This is a genomic window from Rhodococcus sp. ARC_M12 (assembly GCF_022810385.1).
Lineage (GTDB): Bacteria > Actinomycetota > Actinomycetes > Mycobacteriales > Mycobacteriaceae > Rhodococcoides > Rhodococcoides navarretei.
In genome coordinates this window covers 1-20,134 of the sequence record NZ_JALGQI010000019.1, presented here as the reverse complement: position 1 = coordinate 20,134, position 20,134 = coordinate 1, and the positions used below count along the sequence as shown (strand labels likewise).

Genomic DNA, 20,134 nt, shown 5'->3' with positions numbered 1-20,134 from the left:
GCATACGAGTGTGACCCCGATCACGGATGCCGAGTGTTCAGAAAGTGGACAACCTCAGCCGAGGATGCCGAACTCGCGCATCCGCTTGTACAGGGTGGTCCGACTGATTCCCAGGCTTTCCGCCGTCGTGCGCTTGTTGCCGCCCTGCCGCGCCAACTCGTGCACGATGGCGTCGCGCATCGCGGTGTCGAGCGTGCTCATCCGAGTCGTCGACGCGTTCTTGCGCGGTCTGACCAGTTCCCGTTCGGTGATGTCTCCGACGGATCTACGCGATGCGGCCTCGGTGACCTCGGCTCGAAGTTCGCCGATGTTGCCCGGCCAGTCGTAGTCGATCAGCGCCGACAACGCCGCAGGCGTGAAGTGCGCGCGGGACTCCAACTCGGCCATGATGGCGCGGACCAGGTCCGGGATTTCGTGTCGGCGAGATCGCAACGGGGCAAGCTCGATGGTGTCGGCGCACAGCGACAGGAGTTGGCGGTGTTCGAGTTCGGCCGAGTCGGCGGCCGAACTCGACAACGCATACCACCCGCGGGCTGACGACAGAGTCGAATGCAACCGGTTCGCCACCGGACCTGGGAGAAAGTGCACGTTCTTGATCACCACATCGTGTGCGGCCTCGACCTGATGCTCGACGGCTGTCAACCACACGGCCGGGGTCGTCGTCACCAGATCTGCGGCGTCGAACCAGTGCGGTGACGTCGTTGCTGTCAGTCGGGCGAGGGTGGTCGATTTTCCGGTTCCGGGTTCACCGATGACGCACAACGGCTTTCGGATCTTCGGAGCGGGAAGAGGGGTGCGCACGGTGTCGTGAGGATCGATCTCGATGACGATTCCAGCGGCCGATACCGGACGCTCCCAGCGCACGGTCGCGTGCAGTCCGGAATTGAGGATCACATCGTGTACGACGCCACTGCGCCGGATCGAATCGTCGGTGAGCGCGCGCAGTGCGGAATGATCGACTGTGTCGATCATTGCTGCAGCGCTGGTGTTTTCGAGCAGAATCTCGTCGGCGATCGCGATGACCGGCGCACCGCGACGCTGTGAGGACGCGTACTGAAATGCCTGGAACAGTCGATGTTCACCGGAGCGGGTCTCTTCGAGGAGCCGGCCCTGAATGTCCTGTGCGGCATGAACGAGCATCGGTTCGAGTAGCGGGTTGTCACCGGAGGCCAGGAAGGTGATGTCGAGGACGCCCTCGATGCGGCGTGTGACGGGGTGGATCAGGGGGTGGCCGTAGCAACTGAAGGTCTTCATCGACTCGATGTAGTGCTCCTCGGCACGTACGGCACAGGGTGCGCGCATCTCGAAGCTCGTCGAGATCGAATTGGTGCCCGATGCCTGTTCGGTGAACGACCGGCCGACGACCGCGCCGACCGAGGACACTGCATCTCGTAGCGAATGGGTTCCGAAACGGAGATCGACCAGCCGGGCATCGCGATCCGCGAGCAGGACGCAGTACCCGGAGCCGTCGAGCACGCTCTCCATCCGATCGAGGATGGGGTTTGCCGCGGCGAGGAGGCGGCTGCGACGGTCGACGTCACGAAGACTCGCCTGCTCCAGGGTGTCCGCCGGTGCGAGACCGCTCTGCGCCGACCGTTGCCAGGACTTGGCGATGGAATCTCGGAGCTTCTCGGCACCGCTGTGCATCGCGCGTACCTCCGTTGGCCGACGCTAGCTTGTGCTCCGACGGTAGCGCCGACTGCCCGGTTCGACGCGCGTTTCGACAGAACCTGTCCGATCGGGCAGTGATGTATTGACAGTGCACTGTCATGAGTGCAAAGTGACAGCACACTGTCAAATTCTGGAGGTTCGACATGACAACGATCGCTCTGTACGCCACCGACACCATGGCCGACTGGGAATACGGATACCTCACCGCGGGCCTGGCCATGGCTCGCGAGCGGGACCAGGACGCGAACCGGCTGATCATCGCATCGGAGACGGGGGAGGCCGTCACGACGATGGGCGGATTGCGCATCACTCCCGACGCTGCCGTACCCGACCTCCCGGCCCTCGATGCCCTGATTCTGCCCGGCGCGCCCAGTTGGGACTCCGGTCACGATGCGGTGCTGAGGCTTGCCGCCGAACTCGTTGCGGCGGGCACTCCGATCGCGGCGATCTGCGGGGCAACGTTGGGTGTGGCCCGGGCCGGACTGCTCGATGACCGGCCGCACACCTCGAATGCCGCCGAGTTCCTCACGCAGGCAACCGAATACCGTGGAGCGGAGCACTACCGGGACGAAAAAGCGGTCACTGATGGCACCGTGATCACCGCAGGTGGCGTGAGCCCGTTGGAGTTCGCGAAGCTCGTGTTCGAGCGGTTGAACGTGTTTCCCCAACCCGTGGTCGATGCCTGGTACGGCCTCTACACGACGGGGGAACGCAAGTACTACGACCAGCTGGCGGGCGCATGAGCCAGCGCACTCCGGAGGGTGATGCGCTCACGGCCCTGGTGTTGCCCGTCTTCGAGCTCAACGGTGAATTTCTCGCCGCCGCACACGACATCACCGAGCCGACAGGTCTGACTCCGGCGTGGTGGCAGGTCCTGGGGGCCACCCTCGACGAGCCCCTCACCGTGGCCGACATCGCGCGCCGCGTCGGGCTGGGGTTGGCGCGGCAGAGCGTACAGCGGACGGCAAATCTGTTGGTGGACAGGGGTTGGGCCGTGTACATCCACAACCCGAACCACAAGCGTGCAAAACTGTTGGAACCCACCCCCAAGGGACGCGACACCGTTGCAGAGCTGCGAGATGCGCAGCACGCGTGGTCCGATGCCGTGGGAGCCGCCGTGGGAGAGAGCGAACTGCGCGCCTTCGCCGCCACCCTCGACAGGATCCTCGCGGCATCCCGTGACTATCGGGGCGGCAGTGCATAATTCGGGCATGGTTGGGCTCGGGGTACTTCTGACCGGATTGCTGGCCGGCTTGTCGATACAGTCCGACGGCATCGACACACTCGGCGGCACCAGCTTCGGCGCGTTGTTCTCCAGTGCCGGCGTGGGAGTTGCGCTCGCACTGATTCTGGCGTCGGGTACGGCGATGGTCGTTCGTCGGCACCGCATTCTGGCCGGACTGTCCATCGCCGCTGCTGTCGTCATCGGCGGCTCTGCCCTGCTGTTCCAATCCGACATCGCCGAGGTGATAGCAGGAGGAGTTCTGTTGGGATGCAGTGCGGTACGGGCGAATCGTGAACGAGTTCGTCAGGCGCTGCTGGCCGGGTCGTTCCTTCTCGGACTGCTCAGCGCCGGTGCGGTCGAGGCCTTGCATTACGCCGATGTTCCACGGCGCTACGCCGACTACCTCACCGAATCCGATATGGGCACACCGGTGGTCGTGTCGGTGCTCTGCGTACTGGTCGTGTTGGCAGTGGCGTGGGCAGCGCGCAACGAAGACCAGGCCGCGATCCCACCACCCGACCGCGACATCCGCACCATCTGGGCGACACTGCTGATCGCGATCGGTGGGCTGCTGATCAATGTGGTGTTCGTGTTCAACATGTTCCAGAGCGAATACGGGTTCGGCGGTCGCTGGTATTTCGGCCTCCTCGCCGTACCCGTGTTGTTCGCGGCGGCCGGCCTGCTACCCGGTCGGGGCGGCATCGTCGTTCTCGCCGGAACAGCCGTGTTGCTCACCTCGACCACCACGTCGGGGGTGGGTATCAGTGTCTCGGCCCGGGTCTGGACACTCGGACTCGTAGCCGTCATTGCAGTGTCGGTTGCGGCCGGTGCCGCACTCGGATTGCGGTGGGGCCGTTCGATGGTCGGTATCGCACTTCTGGCGGTCGTCTGCGCGACGGCACTGTTCGAGCAGCCGCCGCTGGACAACGTTCACTATGTGGCGAGTCTGGTGGTCTTCCCGGCCGCCGCTGCGTATCTCTACGTGGCGTGCACACCGGCCGACCCGACGCCTGCGACCCTCGGCCTCGCGGTGCCGGTGGCGATCACCGTGCCGATGGTCGTCACCTACGGCTGGACGGCGTACACGCCACTGACTTCTGCACTCACGGACACGTCCTGGCCGGAAACGTGGCTCTCGACGGGTGGCGCATTCGCAACGGTCGTGCTCGCAGGCGTCGGGATCTGGGGTCTGAACCGCTACCGGACTGCGCGGTAGACGACGTGTAGGACCTGGTCGGATCCGACCGTCTCCGTTCGCTCGAATGTCGAGACGTCCCAGCCGTCGTAGATCGGTTCACCGGCTCCGAGAATCACCGGCGAGACCGCCAGATGAAGGTGATCGACGAGCCCTGCTTTCAGGTACTGCCGCACCGTCGACGCCCCGCCGCCGAGGCGCACGTCTTTGCCCGACGCGGCCTCGTGGGCACGATCGAGCACGGCCTCGATGGGATCGTCGGTGAAGTGGAACGTGGTGCCGACCATCTCCAGTGGCGGCCGCGGATGGTGGGTCAGCACGAACACCGGGTGGTGGTAGGGCGGCTCCTCGCCCCACCAGCCGCGCCAACCGTAATCCGGCCACTCGCCGCGAATCGGGCCGAACATGTTGCGGCCCATGATCGTTGCGCCGATGTTCTCGGTGCCGAGGTCGAGCATCCGTTGATCGGCGTCGGGGTGTTCGGTGTCGGACCGGTCGGCGAACACCCACTGGTGCAGCGCCATGCCGTCGACCCCCATGGGGTTGTCCTGGCTCTGATCGGGACCGGCGGCGAAGCCGTCGAGCGAGACCGACAGATTGTGTACGCGAAGTGTCATACCCGAGTAGACCAGCAGCCGACCGCGAAATCATCGGAGTACCGTTTTCTTCATGGCTTACAGATACCTCGGACACAGCGGACTGAAGATTTCGGAGATCACCTACGGCAACTGGTTGACCCACGGATCGCAGGTGGAGAACGACATCGCGACCCAATGCGTACGTGCTGCACTCGACGCAGGCATCACCACCTTCGACACCGCGGACGTCTACGCCAACGGAGCGGCGGAAACGGTGCTCGGTGACGCGCTGAAAGGGGAGCGTCGGGAATCGCTCGAGATCTTCACCAAGGTCTACTTCCCCGTCGGGCCCAAGGGCCCCAACGACACCGGACTCTCACGCAAACACATCCGCGAAGGCATCGACGCGTCCCTTCGTCGACTCGGCACCGACTACGTTGACCTCTACCAGGCCCATCGCTACGACGTCGAGACCCCGCTGGAGGAGACCATCGCCGCGTTCGGTGACGTCGTCCGCCAAGGCAAGGCGCTCTACATCGGCGCCTCCGAATGGACCGCCGATCAGCTGCGCGCCGGGCAGGAACTCGCCCGTCAGAACGGCTTCTCGATCATCTCGAATCAGCCGCAGTACTCGGCACTGTGGCGCGTCATCGAGGATCAGGTGATCCCCACGTCGAAGGAACTGGGCATCTCGCAGATCGTTTGGTCGCCCATCGCGCAGGGTGTGCTCACCGGCAAGTACCTTCCCGGCCAACCGCTGCCCGACGGGTCGCGCGCCACGGACGACAAGGGCGGCGACAAGATGATCGAGCGCTACCTCGACGATCAGACGCTCACCCGGGTGCAGCAACTGAAGCCCATTGCCGACGACCTGGGAATCACCATGGCGCAGTTGGCCGTTGCCTGGGTACTGGCCAACGACAACATCGCGGCAGCGCTCGTCGGAGCCTCGCGCCCCGAGCAGATCGCCGAGAACGTCAAGGCCTCCGAGGTGACGCTCGACGCCGACGTACTCGCGAAGATCGACGATGCACTCGGCGATTCCGTGGAGCGCGACGCGGGCAAGACCGGTTCGCCGGAAGCGCGACTGGTCTGACCGCCTGAGGGCGTCGGTCCGATCCGAACAGGGTAGTAATGAGGTATGGACACGATCACCGTCGATACACCTCAGGGCCAGGTTCGCGGTCGGACCGGTGCCGGCATCACCTCGTTCCTCGGAGTGCCGTACGCCGAGGCCCCGTTCGGGCCCCGTCGATTCCAGGCACCGTCGCCGCCGCCCACGTGGGGCGGGGTTCGCGACGCTCTCGAGCTCGGGGCCACCGTCCCCAAGGTGGGATACCGGCCGCCGACCAGTGAGATCCTGAGCGAGCCCGTCGTACCCGGTGACGACTGCCTGAACGTCAACGTCTTCACCCCCGATATCGGTGGATCGGCACCGGTGTTCGTCTGGATTCACGGCGGTGCATTCGTCAACGGCAGCAACGCTATTCCCACCTACGACGGTTCGGCCTTCGCACGAGACGGCGTCGTGGCCGTGGTGATCAACTACCGACTCGGTGTCGACGGTTTCGCGCTGATCGACGGCGCCCCGGCCAACCGGGGGATGCTGGACCAGGTCGCGGCCCTCGAATGGGTGCGTGACCACATCGCCTCCTACGGGGGCGACCCTGCGCGGGTGACCATCGCGGGGGAGTCCGCGGGCGCGATGAGCGTCGGCACCCTGATGTCGATGCCGCGCGCCGACGGGCTCTTCGCACGGGCAATTCTGCAGAGTGGAGCCGGCCACCACGTCATCACCGCCGAGACGGCCGCGAAGGTCTCCGCTGCATTGGCGGCCTCGCTCGGTGTCGAGGCGTCGGTCGACGGGCTGGGTTCGGTACCGGTGGACGCGTTGGTGGACGCCCAACGCGAACTGTCCGATCGCATCACGGCCGAGGCCCCGACCGGAGCATGGGGTGAGCTCGCCCTGAACGTGATGGCCTTCGAGCCGTACATCGACGGTGATGTGGTTCCGGCGCAGCCCTTTTCGCGCATCGGCGACGGCGCGAGCTCGCAGGTGGACGTGTTGATCGGCACCACCAGTGAGGAGCATGCGTTCTTCATCGTCCCGGCCGGAATAGTCCCGCACCTCACCGAGGACTACGTGAAGATGGTTCTCGCCGGGTACCGGGCCGACGCGTCGGCGCTGGACCGGTACCGCGAACAGCTACCCGACGCCTCGGCCGGCGAGCTGATGATCGCCGTCATGACCGACTGGTTCTTCCGCATCCCGGCCACACGCCTGGTCGAGGCCCGTTCCGGAAACGCCTTCGTCTACGAATTCACGTGGCGTTCGTCGCTGTTCGACGGGGCACTCGGGGCCTGTCACGCACTCGAGATCCCGTTCGTGTTCGACATGTTGCACAAGCCCGAGACCGCGCGCATCACGGGGCCGAATCCGCCGCAGCAGGTGGCCGACGAGATGCATCGCGCCTGGGTCGACTTCGTGCGCGACGGCGCTCCCGGCTGGGACCGGTACGGCACCGACCGTGCGGTGATGATGTTCGGAAACGAGCCGGGCGTCGTCCTCGATCCGAGACCCGAAACGCGTGCGGTGTGGGACGGGGTGCGCTGAGCTTCCTGCTACAACCTCCGAACGTCGTCTGCGAGGTGGCTCGCAGGCGGGTTAATCTCGGATATGCGCAGATTCCTTCCCGGTGGCGGTACGAGTTCTCCGGTCCCCGTGCGGCCTGCTCGCGTCGTGGTGGTCGGTGGCGGCTTCGGCGGCTTCAATGCTCTGCAGAGGCTCGCGAAGCTGCTGGGGCCGGATCGCGCCGTGCTGACGTTGGTGGCCCCCACCGACTACCTGCTCTACAGTCCGCTGCTGCCCGAGGTCGCGACCGGCGTGCTCGATCCTCGGGATATCGCCGTCTCGACCCGTCAGGCACTGCCGCGCGCCAGGTTGGTTCTCGGTCACGTCACGACCGTCGATTTCGAGGCCCGCGAGTTGACGGTGACCGGTCCGGACGGTGACTCGACGCTGGAGTGGGACAAGCTGATTCTCGCGCCGGGGTCGGTGACCAAGCAGTTCGACATCCCCGGCGTCGACGAGCACGCGTACGGTCTGAAGACCTTGAGTGAGGCCGTCTACATCCGCAACCACGTGCTGGCCCAACTCGACGCGGCGGATGCCCTGCCCGATACCCCGGAAGGCCGGAGCGAACGCGCGGAGCGGTTGACGGTCGTCGCGGTGGGTGCGGGCTACACGGGCACCGAATTCGTTGCGCAGATGCAGAATTGGGTTCGCGGTATCGCATCTCGGTGGGCGAGCGTCGATCCCGAGGAGGTGCGCTGGGTGCTCGTCGATGTGGCCGATGCGGTACTTCCCGAGCTCGGTGAGCGACTCGGCAAGGAGGCCCTCGCCGTGCTCGCCGAACGCGGCGTCGACGTTCGGCTGGGTGTGTCGGTGGCCTCCGCGACCGCAACGTCGGTGACGCTCACCGACGACGAGGTCATCCCGTCGCGAACCCTCGTCTGGGGCGCAGGCGTCGCGGCGAGCCCGCTCATCGCGCAGCTGGGTCTGCCCACTGTGGGCGGGCGCCTCGTCGTCGGCGCGGACATGACCGTCCCCGAGGTACCGGATGTCTGGGCGATCGGCGACGCGGCCGCAGTTCCTGACCTCGCTGCCGACCCGTCGAAGCCCACACCACCGACGGCTCAGCACGCGCAGCGTCAGGGCGTTGCCGTCGCACGCAACGTCGCGGCGTCACTCGGCGTCGGGCAGGCGCGTCCGTACAAGCACAAGGACTTGGGGCTCGTCGCCGATCTCGGTGGATTCGACGGTGTCGCAAAGCCTCTCGGAATTCCGCTGACCGGACCTGTGGCGAAGTTCGTCGCCCGCGGCTACCACCTGTATGCGTTGCCGACGGTCTCCGCGCGAGTGCGAGTGGCGACGGATTGGCTGTACTCCTCGGTGCTGCCGACCCGAGTCGTCAACCTCGCCCAGGTGCGATCCGAGGATGCGCTGATCAAGAAGGCTCAGGCAATCGACCTGTACGAGTAGAGCGGCTTCGCCGCACGTGAGTGGAACTTCGTAGCCTGCTACGAAGTTCCACTCACATGGGTCACCGCAGGTGATGCACCTCCTGCAGCCCGTAGACCGGGGTGTCGATACCCTCGTAGCGCGCCTTGATCTGCAGTGCGAGGTAGAGCGAATAGTGCCGGGACTGGTGCAGATTGCCGCCGTGGAACCAGAAGTTCTCCTGCTGCGTCGGCTTCCACATGTTGCGCTGTTCGCCCTCCCACGGACCGGGATCCTTGGTGGTGTTCGAGCCGAGGCCCCAGCACTTGCCGACCTTGTCCGCGGTCTCCTGATCGATCAGATCGGCGACCCAGCCGTTCATCGAACCGTAGCCGGTGGCGTAGACGATGAGATCGGCCGGGAGCTCGGTTCCGTCGTCGAGGACCACCCCGGTCTTGCTGATCCGATCGACTTGTCCGGCAACGAGTTTGATCTTGCCGTCCGCGACCAGCTCGGATGCGCCCACGTCGATGTAGTAGCCTGAGCCTCGCCGCAGGTACTTCATGAACAGGCCCGAGCCGTCGTCACCGAAGTCGAGTTGGAAGCCGGCCTTCTGGAGCCGATCGTAGAAGTCCTTGTCCTGCTCCGCGATCTGCTGATACACCGGAATCTGGAACTCGTGCATGATGCGGTACGGCAGCGACGCGAACGTCAGATCGGCTTTGTTCGTGGTCATTCCGGACTCGACGGCCCGCTCGGAGTACAGATCGCCGAGCGCGATCTCACACAGCGAATCGGACTTGACGATGTGCGTGGACGAGCGCTGCAGCATCGTCACGTCGACGCCGGTCTCGTACAGTGCCTTGCAGATGTCGTGCGCGGAATTGTTGGAGCCGACCACCACGACGCGCTTGCCGACATAGGCGTCGGGACCGGGGTGTTCGCTGGAATGATGCTGCTCGCCCTCGAATTCGTCCATGCCGGGGAAGTTCGGCACGTTCTTCTTGCCGGACATTCCGGTGGCCATCACCAACTGTTTGGGCCGCAGAATCACTTCTTCGCCGTCGCGGTCCACGACGACGGTCCACTCCTTGGCGGTTTCGTCGTAGGTGGCGGATTTCGCAGTGGTCTTGCTCCAGTACGGCACCTCCATGACCTTGGTGTACATCTCGAGCCAGTCGCCGATCTTGTCCTTCGGCGCGAACACCGGCCAGTTCGGCGGGAACGGTAGGTATGGGAGGTGGTCGTACCAGACCGGGTCGTGCAGGCACAGAGACTTGTAGCGCCCGCGCCACTGGTCGCCGGGGCGTTCGGCCCGGTCGACGACGATCGCCGGCACACCCAGTTGCCGGAACCTCGCGCCCAGAGCGATGCCGCCCTGACCGCCGCCGACGACGAGGGCGTACGGCTGCACGCTGTAGCCGAGCTCCTTCTCCTCGATCTCCTTCTTCTCGGCCCAGTTCTGGGTGTCGGCATTCGAGCCGTGCACCGCACCCTTGATGCGCGACGCGCCCTGCCGCTCCTCGTGGCCCTTGAGTTCCTGCATCGTGGTCAGCAGAGTCCAGGCCACGTCTTCTCCCGTGTCGGCGTCCACGGTCAGGCGCAGGTGTCCCTTGCCGCGGCTCGTCGCGGTCTCGAACTCGATCCACGCCGAGACGACGCCGTCCGCCTCGTCAGGGGTCTCGGTGGTGTGAAAACCCGTCGGGTCGGTGTCGTCGAGCCGCTCGGAGAGCATGTCGGAAACGCCGTCGCGCCCCTCTACCGTCTTCAGATTCCAGGTGAAGGTGACGAGATCGCGCCAGAAGCTGCTGACGGCGAACATGCCGGCAACCCGAGGGATGTCTCTCGCGACCAGGGCGTCCTCGAAGTTCGACAACCAGGCGTCGACCCGTTCCTGCGGGGTGTGCGTGCGGGTGATCGAGTCGGGCTCGATGGTCTGGGTCATGAAAACTCCTAAGCAATTCGTGGTGCCGTGTATGTGACCCAGCACACTCCGTTCGTGGTGCTGGGTCGAGAGTTGCAATGCGTTGCAGCGGTTCATGCCGGTGACAGCTTCTTCAACCCCAACGACTGGAATCCGACGACGTAGATCAACGTCCACAGCACCAGCCAGTCGATGAACCCGAGAGCGTTCCCGGAGATACCTGCCGCCACGACGGGCTCGTGCAGGACGTGCTCCGCGACGACGAAGTAGTAGGCCAGGAACGTGCCGATGGCCAAGGCGAAGGTCAGCACCGCTCGTCCCGCCGCGGGGAAGCGATTGCCGAAGCCGTTCGCCCAGAAAATCATCCAGAAGGCCCAGCAGACTCCGATCTGTGCTGGGAACTGGTCGATGACGGAGCCGAGCTCGGCGGTGGCGTCCGAGCCGACCAGGAGTTTCGCCAGCGGGACCATGAGGAAGTAGATCGCGGTGCCGAGAACCGCGTTGCCGACCGTCGCCGCCAGGGCGGTCCGTCCGCCGCCGCCGGCCAGTTTCCACGGCCAGTTGTCGAGGGTCTGGCCGGTGAGGATCACCGAGACGACGATGGAGTAGAACCAGCCGAGTGCGGTGTCGACGGACATCAGCGGATCGGTGGCCGAGAGCGAGACCGAGGGCAGTCCGAACACGAAATACAGCGCCAGAGTCGGCACGGCGACGAAGGCGATCTCGCAAAGCCCGATCAGGGGTTGCTTCATGCGCAGTACGGTCCACGGCCAGTGCTGCCAGTTGAGGACCACCATGACCCAGGTTCCGAATCCGAACAGCACGAACAGAGCTCCGGCGAAGTAGCCGAGGCCGCCCTCCCGAGTGCCGGCGAAATCCGGATACAGCGCACCGAGGCCGCTGCCGAGGATCCAGGTGACGGCAACGGCGGACACTGCCGTCGAGGCCAGGATGGCGAGCCCGCGCATCGGTTGCTTCAGCGAGTCGAATCCGGCGAATTCGCAATCGAATCCGATGAACACGATGAACAGAATTGCCCAGAACAGCGCGGCGTTGAAGGGGAGGGGATAGAAGTTCCATGGACTGGTGGTCGGGTCTGCCAGCAGGTACCACGTCGCAAGCGACACGGCCGCCACGACGGCGAGGTTGGCGACTCCGAACAAGATCCAGTTGCCCTGTGAGCGAGCGATTTTCGACTTGCTCAGTGGGCGGTCTGCGGTTGCGGTCATGGACTGCTCGTTTCGGTGTGAGCGACAGTGGACGCCGTCACTATGAGCTGAATCACACCCCACCGTCAGGGTTGCGGGAGGTTGCATTGCGGCCGGCGCACTGCAACGCACTGCAACCCTGGCGGTTGTGCTCCGGGTCACATAAACCTGTGTGCATCCAATCCAGTCAGGAGTGAAAACCGATGCGCGCAGCTGTGTATTACGGCCCCAACAAGGTGGAGATCACCGACGTTCCCGAGCCCCATCCCGGTGAAGGGCAGGTCAAGGTCAAGGTCGGGTTCAACGGAATCTGCGGAACCGACCTGCACGAGTACTACGCAGGACCCATCTTCATCCCCACCTCGCCGCACCCGCTGACCGGTCAGGAGATGCCGCTGGTACTCGGGCACGAGTTCTCGGGCACGGTCACCGAACTCGGGAAGGGGGTCACCGGCATCGCGGTGGGCGACCGCGTCGCCATCGAGCCGCTCTACCGCTGCGGACACTGCGGGCCGTGCCGGGCGGGCAACTACAACATCTGTGCGCAGATCGGTTTCCACGGACTGATGTCCGACGGCGGAATGGCCGAATACACCGTCGTACCCACCGACATGATTCACGCCTTGCCCGACAATGTCTCGCTCGAACTCGGAGCCCTCGTCGAGCCGATGTCGGTCGCCTATCATGCTGCGACACTGGGAGATCCGAAGCCCGAGGACACCGCAATGGTCTTCGGAGCCGGGCCCATCGGCATCGGGCTATGGTTCGCGCTCCGCGGCAAGGGGCTCGACAACGTCTACGTCGTCGAACCGTCGCCGACGCGTCGAGCCTCGATCGAAGCCCTCGGCGCAAAGACCCTCGATCCGACGGCTCTCGACATCCCGGCCTACATCGCCGACCTCACCGATGGCAAGGGCGCCGACGCCATCTACGACGCGGCCGGCGTGCAACCTGCCGTCGAGGCCGCGCTCGGCTGCATCGGTGCGCGTAAGCCACTCGTCAGCGTCGCGATCTACGAAAAGCCCCTGACCACGCCGCTGCAGAAGTTGGTGATGAACGAATCGCGCATCCAGGGCTCGCTCTGTTACACCGCCGCCGACTACGAGGCCGTCATCGATCTGATGAGCCAGGGCCACTACGACACGACGGGGTGGGTGGACAAGATCGCGCTCGACGGTGTCATCGACGACGGGTTCGAGGCGCTGCACGCCGGAACCAAAATGAAAGTCCTGGTGGACCCTTCGGCTGGAGCATCGGCATGAGCGCGGTGTTGGTGACCGGCGCCGGTCAGGGTATCGGCCGGGCCATCGCGTTGCGGTTGGCGAACGACGGTCACGACATCGCTCTTGCGGACCTGAACGAGGACAAGATTTCCGGCGTGGCCGACGAGGTGCGTCGAACAGGCTCGAAGGCAACGACATTCGTGGCCGACGTCAGCGATCGCGACCAGGTCTTCGCGGCCGTCGAACACACCCACGAGGCGCTGGGCGGGTTCGACGTCATCGTCAACAATGCGGGCATCGCGCAAGTGGCCCCGCTCGACGACGTCCGGCCGGAGGACGTCGCGAAGATCTGGGCCGTCAACGTCGACGGCGTGCTGTGGGGAATTCAGGCTGCCGCAGCCAAATTCAAGGCGCTCGGCCAGAAGGGCAAGATCATCAACGCGTCCTCGATCGCCGGCCACGACGGGTTCGCGATGCTCGGGGTCTACAGCGCAACGAAATTCGCGGTTCGTGCCCTGACTCAGGCTGCGGCCAAGGAGTACGCGGCCGAGGGCATCACCGTCAACGCGTACTGCCCCGGCGTTGTCGGCACCGACATGTGGGTGACCATCGACAAGCGCTTCGCCGAGTTGACGGGCGCAGCGGAAGGCGAGACCTACGACAAGTTCGTCGGCGGCATCGCCCTCGGTCGCGCGCAGACCCCGGAGGACGTGGCGGCGTTCGTCTCGTATCTCGCCGGACCCGACTCGGACTACATGACGGGCCAGGCACCGTTGATCGACGGTGGTCTGGTCTATCGGTAACCCCCGTTGATGTCGATCTGTGAGCTGGAGCACAATCGACTGTGATGACGCAGTCGACAGGCCCCGAACCTGCGCTGGCGGCCGGCGAAGACCCGCGCCGCTACGCGCAGATTCTCACTGCCGTGTACGACGCCACCATGACCGGCGGCAAGTCGCCCGCGCGGCCCCGCGAGGTCATCGGTGATTCGTGGCGACGATTGCAGACGTTGGGCATCGACCCCGAACTGGGCAACCCCGCCGAAACGCAGATGGATGTCTCCGACCTCGAGCTGACGCGTCGGGAATCGGGTTTGTTCGACATCCTCGACGATCTGGCCCGCGGCCTGGAATCGGTGGTGCAGGACGGCGACAACATTCTCGTCGTCGCCGATCGGCACGGCCGGGTGCTGTGGCGCAGTGGATCGACCGCCGTACTCGACCGCGCCGACAACCTCGGCTTCGTCGAGGGTGCCAACTGGGCCGAGGATTCGGTGGGCACCAACGCCATCGGAACGGCACTGGTCTCGGGGCGCGCGGTGCAGATCTTCTCGGCCGAACACTATGTGCGCAGCCATCATTCGTGGACGTGCGCCGGAGCGCCGATCCGGGACCCGCGGACCGGCCGGGTGCTGGGAGCCATCGACGTCAGCGGACCGGCCAAGACGGTGCATCCCACCACCATTGCGCTGGTCGACGCCGTCGCACGGTTGGCCGAATCTCAACTGCGCGAGATTCATCGGAGCACACTCGATCGACTGCGTTCGGTGGCCGCTCCGATGCTCGCGCGCCTGCAATCTCCGGCCCTGGCCGTCGACGCGAACGGCTGGGTCGCGGCCGTCGAATCGGTAGCACTGCGCAATCGCATCCTGCTGCCCGAGGATCTCGCGACGGGACGCTTCTGGCTGCCGACCCTCGGCGTGTGCGATTTCGAGCCCCTGCCCGGTGGATGGCTCGTCCGACCCGCCAGCACAACGGATTCCGGCGTCGCCGATGTCGGATCGACGCGAATTCGCATCGACCTGCGCAGTTCGCAGAAGCCTCGCATCGAAGTGCGCAGCGAGGTGGGGGAGTGGACCCACGAGCCGACGCCCCGGCACGCCGAGATCCTGTACCTGCTCGCCACCCATCGCCAAGGACGGACCGCGGCGCAGATGGCGGCCGATCTCTTCGGCGACGACGGCCGTGCGATCACCGTGCGGGCCGAAATGTCTCGGCTGCGCAAACACCTTGCGGGCATCATCTCCACTCAGCCGTATCGGTTGGACGAATCGGCGACCGTGGAGGTGATCATGCCGTCGGACATGAGTCGGTTGCTTCCGCATTCGTCGGCCCCGGCGATCCGGGCGGCACGGGGCTGAGCCGTAGCGCAGAATCGGGGGAATGAAGCGCCTCGCCCGAATCCTCGACGCCTCGGATCCGGGGCAGGTACGGCTGCGCAGTGCGTCGGCGACGACGCTGACGGTGCTGTTGGCGATGGTGACGCTGGTGCTCACCACGCGGGCCATCGGCCAACCGGTGACGGTGGCGATGCTCGGAACCGTCGTGGCGATGCAGGCGTCGGCGGCGGTGAAGGACAAGGACCAACACAGTCGGCTCATCACCACCGCGCTGATGGCGCTGCCTGCGTCGGCGGCAGTGACGTTGGCGGCGTTGCTCTCCGAGCTCGGCAAGGTGGCCGACGTCGGATTCATCGCGGTGCTGTTCGCGGCAGTGTGGGTGCGCCGGTTCGGCCCTCGCGGCACGGCGCTGGGGATGGTCGCGTTCATCTCGTATTTTTTCGCGCTGTTCCTGCGCGCAACCCCGGGCCAACTGCCGATGTTGATCGCGGCGATCCTCGGCGGACTGGCGATCGCGTTGTTCGTGCGAGCCGTCATTTTCCCGGACCGGCCGGTCGTGGAGGTGCGCCGGCTGCTGTTCGCGATGCGGGCGGTATCGGCCTCGGTGCTCGAGGCAGCGTCGGCAGGGGAGAGTCGCGACCTGAACCTGGTGCGCCGCAGGCTCGATCGGCTCGGCAACACCGCGTTGATGATCGACGACTGGCTCGATCGGCACGACGCCGGTCAGCTGCTCAGCGTCACCAGCATCGATCTCTCACACCGCGTGTTCGACGCCCAGATCGCGACCGAGCAGCTCGTCAGCTCACTGTGGGCGCTCGATCCCGCCAAACCGTGGCCGACAGCGTTGGGGCAGGCGACGACGGCGCTCGGGTCGGTTCTGCAGAACACGCCGTCCTCGGAACAGCTTCGGGCGGCGCGCCGGTTGGCCGCGACGGCTGCCGAGCGTGCCGACCCGTCGACCCCCGCAGGCATCGCCACGGTCTCCGCGCAACGAGCCGTGCAGTCGCACATCGCGATTCATCACATCACGACCAATGCGGTTGCCGTTGATGCGGGTCCTCGAGTCGTCCCCGAACCTGCCACGAAGGACGAGCCGAGCGGACTGAACCCCAGCACCAAGGCCGCGATCCAAGTGGCCGTCGCCACCAGTGCCGCAACTGTGCTGGGCGAACTCGTCTCTCCCGACCGCTGGTATTGGGCGGTGCTGACGGCCTTCCTGGTATTCACGGGGGCGTCGACGCGGGGTGAAATCCTCACGCGGGCAGGCCAACGCGTTCTCGGAACCATTGCGGGCGTGCTCGCCGGGGTGGTGATCGCCGCACTGGTGGGCAGTAACCAACCCGTACAACTGGTGTTGATCGTCGTCTGCGTATTCCTCGCGTTCTACCTGGTGACCGTCGCCTATGCGCTGCTGTCGTTCTTCGTGACCATTCTGCTCGCGATGCTGTACGGGCTGCTGGGCACGTTCAGTATCGAGGTGCTCGAGCTTCGGATCATCGAAACCGCCGTCGGCGGTCTCGTCGGAATGGCGTCGGCCTACTTCATCTTCTCGACGAGCACCCGAAAGACACTGGTGGGCAACGTCGACACCTACCTCGAGCAGTTGGACGCGCTGATCGAATCGAGCGTCGAATCGGTTCTCGCGCCGGGAGGTGCAACCGATCTGGTGGCGTCGACGCGGACGCTCGACAATGCGTTGAAAGACGTTCTGATGTCCGGTAAGCCACTCGTGCTCGGGCCGACCACCCGCAGCAGACGTGGCGCGAAGCACCTGTTGCGGGTGCTGGCCGTCAGCAGCCGTTCAGCGCACGCACTGGCCCGGGCCGGAGTGCTCGCCTCCCGCGCCGATACGCAGACGGCTCCGTCGGACGAGACTGCACAGGCTCTGCGCGACGCCGCGGCCCTGGTGCGCGACACCGCACGCCAGGTGGAGGCAGTGGTCGCCGGGGAGCACGTCGATCCACCCGAGAAAATCACCGAGACAACGGTATTGGACGTGTTACTCACCTCTACCAATGCGCCAGGTCCGCTGCGGGGCGCGGTGCGAGCATTGAACACGATGAACCGAACATTGGCGGATGTGTTGGCTCGGGCTTGACCTTCACACAGTGACAAGGTCTTGGCTGACCGTCATGAACCAGGCACTTCATCACGGCAATCCGTCGGCCCGCCTCCGGGCTGCACTCGACATCGGGACTTCTCCGGATCCACGGTACCTCGACGCGCTGCTGCAACGGTGTGCCGTCGAACCCGATTTTCAGGTGCGAGAAATGTTGACGTGGGCACTGATTCGACTTCCCGCGTCGTCGACGGTTCCGCGGCTGATCGATCAGGTGCGCACCGGAGGGCCACTCGCTCGCAGCCAGGCGTTGCACACGTTGTCCAAGATCAAGGATCCGTCGGCGTGGCCGGTGATCACCGAGGACTTGATCTCCGATTCCGACGACGAGGTGGCACGCAGCGCATGGCGAGCCGCGGTGGTCCTGGTGCAGTCAGGAAGTGAAGGATTATTGGCGACGATGCTGTCCACCCAACTCGGACGAGGTGGCCACGACGTCCAGCGCAGTCTCAGTCGCGCGCTGGTTGCGCTCGGATCGGTGATCGAACCTATGGTGCGGGAGGCCGCGTCGAGCAAAGACGTCGCCGTTCGCGTCCACGCGTTGGCCACCGAGGCTCTGCTCCGAGATCCGGACGCCGGGTTCGCAGTCTTCGAGGCCACACGAGTCGATGCCCTTGGCGCAGCCGACACGACGAGGTGAGATGGACAGATGCTGATCGGTGAGGTTGCTCGGCGTTCGGGTGTCAGTGCGCGCATGCTTCGGCACTACGACAGGCTGGGGCTCGTGCGCCCGACCTCGCGCAGCAGCACCGGCTACCGCGAGTACGCCCCGGAGGATGTTCGACGTCTCTTCCACGTCGAATCGCTGCGTTCGCTCGGGTTGTCGCTGCACGACGTCGGTCGCGCGCTGGACGATCCCAGTTTCGCGGCGTCGGGACTCGTCGACGAGCTCGCGGCACGAGCCGAGGAACGCATCGCGCGAGATACCGACCTGCTCACGCGGTTGCGTCGAATCGGCGACCCGCGGCCGGAGGACTGGGAGGACGTACTCGGCACCGTCGCGCTGCTCGGTGATCTGCAGTCGGTCAGCGCCGGGAAGCGGCAGGCGGCGGCGCTGTCGTCTGCCGGAGATCGACCCATTCCGGCGGATGCGTTGGCGGAAGCGGTGCTGCGCGAGCCTGCGCCCAATGTTGCGGGCGCGCTTCGGTGGGCCCTCGCTCGAACAGGGGGCGACGCCCTGGTGGCGCTCCGGGAAGGTCTGAACTCGTCGGACCCCGCGATACGACGCCGCGCTGTGGACACCATCGTCGAGATTCGGCATCCCGAGGCCACCGAGGTGCTGCGGGCGGCGCTGGTTCACGACGACGAGCAGGTCAGGCGGGTCGCTGCGCTGGAATTGGCGACTCGAGGCATCGCCGATGCTGTTCCGACGCTGATCGAGATGGTGCACGACGGCACCAACGATGTGGATGCCGCCGATGCGCTGGGCATGCTGGGCTCCGCGGACTCGATCGTGGCGGCTCTGATGGACGGGCCACGAGATGCGCCGTCGCGACTGCGGGTGACGCAGGCGCTGGCGAGCATTCCGGGGCAGGCAGCCTCGCGCGCCTTGCACGGCTTGACCCGAGACGCCGACCGCTCGATCGCACTGACGGCCGAATACATCCTCGGCCGGAGGGAATGAGCCCTTTGGGTACCGTCGGATACATGAAGGCATTCGGACTTTTCGCGGCATTGATGATCACCTCGGCCCTGACTGCCTGCTCCACCCCGACCACCCCGGCTGCACCCGCCGAACCTGTCGCCGAGAACCAGGTGACCGTCGCCGATCGGATGTACTCGCCGAAAACGCTGACAATCTCGGTGGGAGACACCGTCACCTGGGTGTTCGCCGACCGCGGCATGGCCCACAACGTGGTCGCCGACGATAACTCGTTCCGCAGCGCGCTGATGGAGACCGGACAGTTCACGCACACCTTCGACACCGCGGGCACGTTCACCTACCACTGCACCCCGCATCCGGACATGACGGCGACTGTTGTCGTCGAACCGTGATGGACTGAGCACATGACGGCACCGACCCGGGGACGCAGCATCGCCGCACCCCTCGGCGTGGCTGCCGCCGCTGTCGGCGGGTTGGTGCTGTTGCATGTGCGTGACCCACGGACGTCGACGTATCTGCCCTGCCCGTTGCACGCTCTGACCGGACTGTGGTGCCCGGGATGTGGCACGACGCGGGCTCTGGGTGACCTCACTCGCGGAGATGTCGCCGCGGCTGCGTCGAGCAATGTCGTTGCGGTTGTGCTCGTTGTCGTTGCCGTCGGGGTGTGGGGGCTGTGGCTTCGAGCACGATGGACGCAGAAGCCTCTGACGTTGGCTCGCCCGAATCGCCCGGCTGCTGCTGTGCTGGTCGCCCTACTGACCGTCTTCACCGTGGTGCGCAACACCCCGTGGGGCACCTCGATCGCTCCGACCTGAACCTCTAGGAGGAACTGTGTTGCTGGAAATCTTCTCGATCATCGTGCTGCTGGGTGTGCTCATCGCGCTCATCCCCACGGCCCGCCGCGTGTTCAAGAAGGGTGACGACGAATGAGCGACTCTCTGCGGGATCGCGTCCGCGCGAAACTCCTCGCACAACTCGCCGACGACGGAGGCACCGCTGCCGAACAGGCAGAAGGAGACGACCCACGCCTGAACGCCCTGCGCGACGATCTGGAGGCACTCGACGCGGCGCAGGACGGTGACCCGATCATCGACGACATCGCCGCAAGGCACTGGGTGCCCTGACCGCCTCCCCTTGGGGAGTCAATGTGACTGTGAGTATGAATGTGTCCGGTGATACTGGATATCTGCGGTGGGTTGGGGCCTGACTCTCAATGTGACCGACGCCCGGTGGGCTGTCCTTCGAACGATGTGTCGGTACCCGACCCGC

19 protein-coding genes are annotated in these 20,134 nt (G+C 65.6%); 15 read left to right on the top strand and 4 right to left on the bottom strand.

Annotation, left to right across the window (positions count from 1 at the left end):
* Nucleotides 1-54 precede the first annotated feature (54 nt).
* Nucleotides 55-1,647, bottom strand: a complete 1,593-nt coding sequence (locus tag MTX35_RS21660) for a sigma-54-dependent Fis family transcriptional regulator (RefSeq protein ID WP_243596954.1) — start codon at nt 1,645-1,647, stop codon at nt 55-57.
* 167 nt (nt 1,648-1,814) lie between these two features.
* Between MTX35_RS21660 and MTX35_RS21655 the strand changes: the two genes are divergently transcribed.
* Genes MTX35_RS21655 through MTX35_RS21645 form a run of 3 tightly spaced genes read left to right on the top strand, consistent with a single transcriptional unit; the run spans nt 1,815 to nt 4,112 of the window.
* Entirely contained in the window at nt 1,815-2,414 is a 600-nt protein-coding gene (locus MTX35_RS21655) for a DJ-1/PfpI family protein (RefSeq protein WP_243596953.1), read from the top strand.
* A complete protein-coding gene (locus MTX35_RS21650) occupies nt 2,411-2,875 on the top strand; it encodes a MarR family winged helix-turn-helix transcriptional regulator (protein WP_243596952.1) in 465 nt (154 codons plus the stop codon). The genes MTX35_RS21655 and MTX35_RS21650 overlap by 4 nt, the downstream gene beginning before the upstream one ends.
* Nucleotides 2,876-2,882: 7 nt before the next feature.
* Nucleotides 2,883-4,112, top strand: a complete 1,230-nt coding sequence (locus MTX35_RS21645) for a hypothetical protein (RefSeq protein WP_243596951.1) — start codon at nt 2,883-2,885, stop codon at nt 4,110-4,112.
* On the opposite strand, the gene MTX35_RS21640 is transcribed toward MTX35_RS21645, so the two are convergent.
* Nucleotides 4,094-4,708, bottom strand: a complete 615-nt coding sequence (locus tag MTX35_RS21640) for a dihydrofolate reductase family protein (RefSeq protein WP_243596950.1) — start codon at nt 4,706-4,708, stop codon at nt 4,094-4,096. The two genes, MTX35_RS21645 and MTX35_RS21640, sit on opposite strands and share 19 nt — an antisense overlap.
* A 52-nt stretch (nt 4,709-4,760) precedes the next feature.
* Between MTX35_RS21640 and MTX35_RS21635 the strand changes: the two genes are divergently transcribed.
* From MTX35_RS21635 to MTX35_RS21625, 3 genes are all read left to right on the top strand, one after another.
* Complete coding sequence (locus tag MTX35_RS21635; protein ID WP_243596949.1) at nt 4,761-5,765, top strand: aldo/keto reductase family protein; 1,005 nt, start codon at nt 4,761-4,763, stop codon at nt 5,763-5,765.
* Nucleotides 5,766-5,810: 45 nt separating this feature from the next.
* A complete protein-coding gene (locus MTX35_RS21630) occupies nt 5,811-7,283 on the top strand; it encodes a carboxylesterase/lipase family protein (protein WP_243596948.1) in 1,473 nt (490 codons plus the stop codon).
* Between the two features lie 63 nt (nt 7,284-7,346).
* Nucleotides 7,347-8,711, top strand: coding sequence for an NAD(P)/FAD-dependent oxidoreductase (locus tag MTX35_RS21625; RefSeq protein WP_243596947.1), 1,365 nt, complete (start codon nt 7,347-7,349; stop codon nt 8,709-8,711).
* Between the two features lie 61 nt (nt 8,712-8,772).
* On the opposite strand, the gene MTX35_RS21620 is transcribed toward MTX35_RS21625, so the two are convergent.
* Together MTX35_RS21620 and MTX35_RS21615 are read right to left on the bottom strand one after the other, a co-directional pair.
* On the bottom strand, nt 8,773-10,614 hold the full coding sequence (locus MTX35_RS21620; protein WP_243596946.1) for an NAD(P)/FAD-dependent oxidoreductase: 1,842 nt from the start codon (nt 10,612-10,614) through the stop codon (nt 8,773-8,775).
* 92 nt (nt 10,615-10,706) lie between these two features.
* A complete protein-coding gene (locus tag MTX35_RS21615; RefSeq protein ID WP_243596945.1) occupies nt 10,707-11,822 on the bottom strand; it encodes a hypothetical protein in 1,116 nt (371 codons plus the stop codon).
* A gap of 182 nt (nt 11,823-12,004) precedes the next feature.
* On the opposite strand from MTX35_RS21615, the gene MTX35_RS21610 reads away from it, so the two are divergent.
* From MTX35_RS21610 to MTX35_RS21570, 9 genes are all read left to right on the top strand, one after another.
* Nucleotides 12,005-13,063, top strand: coding sequence for a 2,3-butanediol dehydrogenase (locus MTX35_RS21610; protein ID WP_243596944.1), 1,059 nt, complete (start codon nt 12,005-12,007; stop codon nt 13,061-13,063).
* Nucleotides 13,060-13,827, top strand: coding sequence for an acetoin reductase (locus tag MTX35_RS21605; protein ID WP_243596943.1), 768 nt, complete (start codon nt 13,060-13,062; stop codon nt 13,825-13,827). The genes MTX35_RS21610 and MTX35_RS21605 overlap by 4 nt, the downstream gene beginning before the upstream one ends.
* A 44-nt stretch (nt 13,828-13,871) precedes the next feature.
* The gene (locus tag MTX35_RS21600) at nt 13,872-15,164 is read left to right on the top strand and encodes a GAF domain-containing protein (protein WP_243596942.1); all 1,293 of its coding nucleotides are present in this window, start codon (nt 13,872-13,874) and stop codon (nt 15,162-15,164) included.
* A 22-nt stretch (nt 15,165-15,186) separates the two neighbouring features.
* Complete coding sequence (locus MTX35_RS21595; protein ID WP_243596941.1) at nt 15,187-17,241, top strand: FUSC family protein; 2,055 nt, start codon at nt 15,187-15,189, stop codon at nt 17,239-17,241.
* 34 nt (nt 17,242-17,275) lie between these two features.
* Entirely contained in the window at nt 17,276-17,902 is a 627-nt protein-coding gene (locus MTX35_RS21590; protein WP_243596940.1) for a HEAT repeat domain-containing protein, read from the top strand.
* A gap of 9 nt (nt 17,903-17,911) precedes the next feature.
* Nucleotides 17,912-18,886, top strand: coding sequence for a HEAT repeat domain-containing protein (locus tag MTX35_RS21585; RefSeq protein ID WP_243596939.1), 975 nt, complete (start codon nt 17,912-17,914; stop codon nt 18,884-18,886).
* A 23-nt stretch (nt 18,887-18,909) separates the two neighbouring features.
* The gene (locus MTX35_RS21580; protein WP_243596938.1) at nt 18,910-19,257 is read left to right on the top strand and encodes a plastocyanin/azurin family copper-binding protein; all 348 of its coding nucleotides are present in this window, start codon (nt 18,910-18,912) and stop codon (nt 19,255-19,257) included.
* A gap of 12 nt (nt 19,258-19,269) precedes the next feature.
* On the top strand, nt 19,270-19,680 hold the full coding sequence (locus MTX35_RS21575; protein WP_243596937.1) for a DUF2752 domain-containing protein: 411 nt from the start codon (nt 19,270-19,272) through the stop codon (nt 19,678-19,680).
* A gap of 111 nt (nt 19,681-19,791) precedes the next feature.
* On the top strand, nt 19,792-19,989 hold the full coding sequence (locus tag MTX35_RS21570) for a hypothetical protein (RefSeq protein ID WP_243596936.1): 198 nt from the start codon (nt 19,792-19,794) through the stop codon (nt 19,987-19,989).
* Nucleotides 19,990-20,134 lie beyond the last annotated feature (145 nt).

What these genes read in the sequence shown, in the direction of transcription:
- MTX35_RS21655 (WP_243596953.1), top strand. Translation starts at nt 1,815, where the DNA reads ATGACAACGATCGCTCTGTACGCCACCGACACCATGGCCGACTGGGAA.
- MTX35_RS21625 (WP_243596947.1), top strand. Translation starts at nt 7,347, where the DNA reads ATGCGCAGATTCCTTCCCGGTGGCGGTACGAGTTCTCCGGTCCCCGTG.
- MTX35_RS21605 (WP_243596943.1), top strand. Translation starts at nt 13,060, where the DNA reads ATGAGCGCGGTGTTGGTGACCGGCGCCGGTCAGGGTATCGGCCGGGCC.
- MTX35_RS21610 (WP_243596944.1), top strand. Translation starts at nt 12,005, where the DNA reads ATGCGCGCAGCTGTGTATTACGGCCCCAACAAGGTGGAGATCACCGAC.
- MTX35_RS21585 (WP_243596939.1), top strand. Translation starts at nt 17,912, where the DNA reads ATGCTGATCGGTGAGGTTGCTCGGCGTTCGGGTGTCAGTGCGCGCATG.
- MTX35_RS21575 (WP_243596937.1), top strand. Translation starts at nt 19,270, where the DNA reads ATGACGGCACCGACCCGGGGACGCAGCATCGCCGCACCCCTCGGCGTG.
- MTX35_RS21590 (WP_243596940.1), top strand. Translation starts at nt 17,276, where the DNA reads ATGAACCAGGCACTTCATCACGGCAATCCGTCGGCCCGCCTCCGGGCT.
- MTX35_RS21595 (WP_243596941.1), top strand. Translation starts at nt 15,187, where the DNA reads ATGAAGCGCCTCGCCCGAATCCTCGACGCCTCGGATCCGGGGCAGGTA.
- MTX35_RS21580 (WP_243596938.1), top strand. Translation starts at nt 18,910, where the DNA reads ATGAAGGCATTCGGACTTTTCGCGGCATTGATGATCACCTCGGCCCTG.
- MTX35_RS21570 (WP_243596936.1), top strand. Translation starts at nt 19,792, where the DNA reads ATGAGCGACTCTCTGCGGGATCGCGTCCGCGCGAAACTCCTCGCACAA.
- MTX35_RS21650 (WP_243596952.1), top strand. Translation starts at nt 2,411, where the DNA reads ATGAGCCAGCGCACTCCGGAGGGTGATGCGCTCACGGCCCTGGTGTTG.
- MTX35_RS21615 (WP_243596945.1), bottom strand. Translation starts at nt 11,822, where the DNA reads ATGACCGCAACCGCAGACCGCCCACTGAGCAAGTCGAAAATCGCTCGC.
- MTX35_RS21645 (WP_243596951.1), top strand. Translation starts at nt 2,883, where the DNA reads ATGGTTGGGCTCGGGGTACTTCTGACCGGATTGCTGGCCGGCTTGTCG.
- MTX35_RS21635 (WP_243596949.1), top strand. Translation starts at nt 4,761, where the DNA reads ATGGCTTACAGATACCTCGGACACAGCGGACTGAAGATTTCGGAGATC.
- MTX35_RS21620 (WP_243596946.1), bottom strand. Translation starts at nt 10,614, where the DNA reads ATGACCCAGACCATCGAGCCCGACTCGATCACCCGCACGCACACCCCG.
- MTX35_RS21600 (WP_243596942.1), top strand. Translation starts at nt 13,872, where the DNA reads ATGACGCAGTCGACAGGCCCCGAACCTGCGCTGGCGGCCGGCGAAGAC.
- MTX35_RS21630 (WP_243596948.1), top strand. Translation starts at nt 5,811, where the DNA reads ATGGACACGATCACCGTCGATACACCTCAGGGCCAGGTTCGCGGTCGG.
- MTX35_RS21640 (WP_243596950.1), bottom strand. Translation starts at nt 4,708, where the DNA reads ATGACACTTCGCGTACACAATCTGTCGGTCTCGCTCGACGGCTTCGCC.
- MTX35_RS21660 (WP_243596954.1), bottom strand. Translation starts at nt 1,647, where the DNA reads ATGCACAGCGGTGCCGAGAAGCTCCGAGATTCCATCGCCAAGTCCTGG.